Below are 4,596 nucleotides of genomic sequence, written 5' to 3' on the forward strand. Positions count from 1 at the left end.
CCGCTAGGGCTGAAAGGCGGGCTGAACTTATATCAGTATGCGCCCAATCCGGTGACGTGGATCGATCCGTGGGGATTAACAGGAAAACCACTAAATTCTCCTGATATCGTTAAGTGGAGTAATAAAGGTGGTACAGTCTGGCAAGAAATAGATACCCAAACGTGGGCTTATAAAGATGCGTCCGGGAATGTGGTTCGTTATCCTAATGGTTATCCTGACTTTACGCCATATGAAAGGCAACGTGTGGATGTTCCTGATCTGAAAGGAAATCACAATAAATTTGGGAATGGTGATTTTGCAAAAGCGGATGCGGTAGCACCACAAGGGAAAGCCGACTATAAATTAAATACTTGGCATCACCATGAAAATGGAAAAACAATGCAGGAAGTACCTAAAAACATACACAATAAATTCACTCATCTCGGTGGGGCATCAAAGCTAAGAAAAAAATGTTGAAAAATAGTGTCGGGGTAAATTTATGCCAATAAATCATGGTATTAATATAGACGATAGTGAAATTTTATCTATTGAGCAGTGTTATTCAATAATTTTTCCTGAAAGTTACCGCTCTTTCTTAAAGAAATATAACGGATTTTATGTTGAAGATCCGGACGCATGTAATCTTACATACCAAGGTGTTGATGATGGTGAAGTAGCTTTTGATTCTTTATTTGGTATCAATATAGAAAATGAGAACTTCAACTTAAATGAGATAAATAATGACTATTTGGATGAATTGTCATTCATAAAAAATTCTTTGATCATTGGTACAGATCCTGGTGGTAATTTTTACGTATTGGTAACTAAAGGAGAACATGAGGGTGTCTATTATTGGGATAGAACCCACTTGCATGTTGAAGATGATGTACAAGATATTGCTTTTAATGAAGTTGATGAATGTGGAAACCTTTACAAAATATCTCATTCTTTCGAAGAGTTTTTTAAACAGATACTTTCGCAAACTAAAGATAAAGGCATGAAGTTAATTCAAAGCTTATAGAATAGAACAGACCGGAAGATCCTTGCGATCTTCCAGCTTCTTATATTTATCGTGGCTCATACCCGTGATAAGCTAGCGCCGACTGGAGCTTACCGATGGCATCCTTAATCTGACGCTTCTTCCTCATTCACCGCACAGGCGCATATCTCAGACCAGCACAGCCGCTTAAACCAGCTGGGCCAAGGGCAGCGCTTCAACGTGGGTTAACTGAATATCCTGTAAATGTTCCATGGCAATCGTCATCTCATCCTCTTCCCTTAACCCACAAAACCGGTTATCAACGCCGCATCTGTTGTTTAATCTCCCGCAAGCGGGGACTCCCTGTTGAAAACCGCGATAAGCGGGCAAAAACTCGGTTATGACAGCGGGGAAAAAGTGAGCTAAAATCGGCAAAGTGCCCGTCGGGGCGAGTTGGCATGTTCTTTAACAGGGCGGGAAAAAGCGGTGGAGAAAAAGGTTGCTAAATCAAGGGGAAAAGTCCGCTAACCTGTATGATGGCGTCGGGATAGTGCCGAAGACCCGATCGGCTTAGCCGGTGGATTGAACCTGTATACCTATGCGCCGAATCCGATGACATGGATCGATCCTTGGGGGTTATACAAAGGGGAAGGTCAGCGGGGTTTAGGGAAGTACCATGTGTTCCATGAACATACATTAAATCCATCTGAATACACGTTATCCGATAGTCAACATTTTAAACGGGGCAACCAATCTGTGCACGAAAGAATGCAGCGCGATCCGGCATTCAGGCGTGAAATGCAGACTAAGTACTCAAGTGTGGCTAAGCATGTTCAGCCTAGCAGTCGTGGCAATTTTAAACCTACCGCACCTAAAGGCATGACTTGGCATCATGAGAATCAGGCCGGTAAGCTAAGTTTAGTTGATTACAATGATCATAAGTCTTATCACAAAATCTATCACCCCGATGGCTCAGGTGGCCGCAAAAAATGGGGCGGTGGTAATGGTTGTCGTTAAAAGGAAAATATAATGAAAACAGTCATAAGCTTTGATGGATTACTATCCATTTATAGAGAGCTTGATGAAGCATGGTGCTTTTTTGTAGATGTTGGCTTTGTGAATGAAAGTAGTTATATCGATAAAGCCACCTATTATCTGCCAGAGACAGATGACGAACTGGAAGATATGGATGAAATGGAAGATAAGTATAAAGGCTGGCTGGATTATCAAACATTCGGAGCCATTATCGATAACAAACTGGAGCACCACCCCAATGCAACCCGTGATGAATTATTAGAAGCGGTGGTTTATTATCTCGAAGAAGATGACTTCTTAGATTAAATCAGACGGGAAGCTCGAAGAGAGCTTCCCACTGTGCTTCATGGTTATCTCGTGCCGTAGTTGTTAATCATCTCCTGCATACGCAGCTTTATCTCACGTTTCAGGCAAAACCGGCGCTATGCAGGCCAATATTTTGACAAAGAAAGTTTGTTCGGAACAAATTTGAATAGCGCGTAGCGCTACCCTGAAAGGGCGAGTATCAGGATGATACGAGTAAACCGGGCTGCATTTTAGTACGTATCGGTATTATGCCCCGGAAATTGGCCGGTTTATCACGCCTGACCCCCTCGGACTGAATGGGGGTATAAACTTATACACTTATGCGCCAAACCCCCTGACCTGGGTCGATCCCCTTGGGTTGATGATGTTATATAGAGGGATGAATCTCTCTGAATATAACCAATTGGTGGAAACAGGCAAATGGGCCGCAGGACAAGGAACTATGGAAGGTAAATGGTTTGCTGAGTCTTACAAAGATGTTGTTACGTGGGGCAATAAAATGGGTCATGGAGGAAGTACATTCCAAGTTGTGCAGATAAATGTACCAGACGATATAGCTGGAAAAATGCACGTAGACCCTCATTTGGATGGAATTGGTCCAGCAAGATATACACAAGTGGAACAATTAAATGATCCAAGAGTAAAAGTAACGTGGAGTAAAAACGTTAAAACTACAAGGTGTTAGATATTTTGACTTTAATTAGGTAATTATCAATGCATTTAGTCAGGATTGAATGGCTTTCTAAAAACGAAGGAGGACGAAAAACTCCTCCTCTTTCAGCAGGAAGATACTTTTCTGTAGCGAGATTTCTTGGAGATATCAATTGGCAAAATAATGCCTGGAGTGTCGTTTTCGAAATTGAATCAACTGTAAAGATAGACGGAAAAGACAATAAATATATAAGTGAAGGCTGTGTTAATTTTCTTATGGATACAGCCCCTAAAGAACGAATGGAAACGAACGAATATTTTGATATTTACGAAGGGCCTAAAAAAGTAGCCAGAGTGTTTTTGCTGCCATAATTCACGGTGGTTATTTAATTGATTTAAAGGCCGGAAAGATCTCTGTGATCTTCCGGTTTTCTTAATGATCTACCGTGGCTTATACCCGTGATAAGCCAGCGCCGACTAGAGCTTATCAATGGCATCCTTAATCTGCCAGGCTTCTTCTTCATTCACCACACAGGCGTGTATTTCCGTTCAGTTCAGGCGCTTGACCCGTTGCGCCAATGCTTCAGCGTGGGTCAACGGAAGTAACAAAAACATGAGATTATATTAAAACATTTAGCAGAGTTAACCGCATAGCACAAAAATAACAATAGCGTTTAGCTGGATTAAAAAAATAGACTTTTATTTTAATACCATTAGTATACCTATTATCCCCTTTAGTTTTAAACCTAAAAATCAAATACAGGAAAAAGGAAAAACGATAAAATCCGAGTATTAATTTAATGAAAATGGGAAAATTTAAATACAAGGTAGGAAACGGAAAAACTATTAGATTTACAAAAATATCTCAATGAAAACCATTCATTAAATGAATTTTTAATTAAAAAATAATAAAACTCTCGGAATAAAAATCATTTTACTCGATATCACCATTTTAAAAGGGTTCATTTTATCTTTTTACCTGCATTTCCCTTTAACGGCCTATTCACATCCATATTTAATTCATTTATCGGCAATGCTATCCTCTGCTTATTTTTACCTAACCTCCCATAACCATTTAAAAGCACAAAAACAGAGATATTAAAGCTTTTATATAAAAGACGGATTTAACTATAAGTGCAGTTTTTTAAAAAGACGTGAATCAAATTTAATCGAAATCCATTAACCATTAACATAAAATTGAAAAGGAATCAGCGAAAAAAAATAATATTATCTGAAAAAACATAAAGGGGCATCTTTATACTGTCAAGCTATTTATTGGTTGATTTATGAAGATAAAAGAAAGGAGAGTAACTTATGAAAACTGTTCAAAATTGCCAGTAAAACAGCATTAACAAAGATAAAAAGCAAGTATAATTAACGTTGATTAAACGTGAAACACAATATGCCATGATGATTAAATTTAATATAAAACAGGTGTTAAGAGTAGTAAAAACAACGATTAAAACCTTATTATACCAATTAAAATTAGAGGTTAAAAAATGGCTTTTAATAACAATTTAAAAGCTGCTCATCATAAAAATATTAGTGAAAAAGGATGAATGATAATATAGAATAGGTTAATCAGATAATATATTTGAAAATTAACTGATTTAAATAATGTTTTCAATCAGTGAATAAACTTTTTC

6 protein-coding genes and 2 pseudogenes are annotated in these 4,596 nt (G+C 38.2%); 7 read left to right on the top strand and 1 reads right to left on the bottom strand.

Going from position 1 to position 4,596, the window contains the following annotated elements; all coding sequences use genetic code 11:
* The 3 genes and pseudogenes from ACGF63_RS22365 to ACGF63_RS22375 form a co-directional block, all read left to right on the top strand.
* A pseudogene (locus ACGF63_RS22365) lies at positions 1-81 on the top strand (RHS repeat-associated core domain-containing protein); the annotation flags it as partial.
* A 108-nt stretch (positions 82-189) separates the two neighbouring features.
* Entirely contained in the window at positions 190-456 is a 267-nt protein-coding gene (locus ACGF63_RS22370; RefSeq protein ID WP_387633280.1) for an HNH endonuclease, read from the top strand.
* A 22-nt stretch (positions 457-478) separates the two neighbouring features.
* Positions 479-1,000, top strand: a complete 522-nt coding sequence (locus ACGF63_RS22375) for an SMI1/KNR4 family protein (RefSeq protein ID WP_152963928.1) — start codon at positions 479-481, stop codon at positions 998-1,000.
* Between the two features lie 165 nt (positions 1,001-1,165).
* Here ACGF63_RS22375 and ACGF63_RS22380 read toward each other — a convergent pair whose 3' ends face one another.
* Positions 1,166-1,393, bottom strand: a complete 228-nt coding sequence (locus tag ACGF63_RS22380) for a hypothetical protein (RefSeq protein ID WP_239002571.1) — start codon at positions 1,391-1,393, stop codon at positions 1,166-1,168.
* 117 nt (positions 1,394-1,510) lie between these two features.
* On the opposite strand from ACGF63_RS22380, the pseudogene ACGF63_RS22385 reads away from it, so the two are divergent.
* The 4 genes and pseudogenes from ACGF63_RS22385 to ACGF63_RS22400 all read left to right on the top strand — a co-directional run.
* Positions 1,511-1,975 (top strand): annotated as a pseudogene (locus ACGF63_RS22385) (HNH endonuclease); the annotation flags it as partial.
* 12 nt (positions 1,976-1,987) lie between these two features.
* Entirely contained in the window at positions 1,988-2,299 is a 312-nt protein-coding gene (locus ACGF63_RS22390) for a hypothetical protein (protein WP_152963930.1), read from the top strand.
* A 442-nt stretch (positions 2,300-2,741) separates the two neighbouring features.
* The gene (locus ACGF63_RS22395) at positions 2,742-2,984 is read left to right on the top strand and encodes a hypothetical protein (RefSeq protein WP_152963931.1); all 243 of its coding nucleotides are present in this window, start codon (positions 2,742-2,744) and stop codon (positions 2,982-2,984) included.
* A gap of 29 nt (positions 2,985-3,013) precedes the next feature.
* Complete coding sequence (locus ACGF63_RS22400) at positions 3,014-3,322, top strand: hypothetical protein (protein ID WP_152963932.1); 309 nt, start codon at positions 3,014-3,016, stop codon at positions 3,320-3,322.
* Positions 3,323-4,596: the final 1,274 nt, after the last annotated feature.

This window comes from Photorhabdus sp. RM322S (assembly GCF_042879395.1).
In the GTDB taxonomy this organism is placed as follows: Bacteria; Pseudomonadota; Gammaproteobacteria; order Enterobacterales; family Enterobacteriaceae; genus Photorhabdus; species Photorhabdus khanii.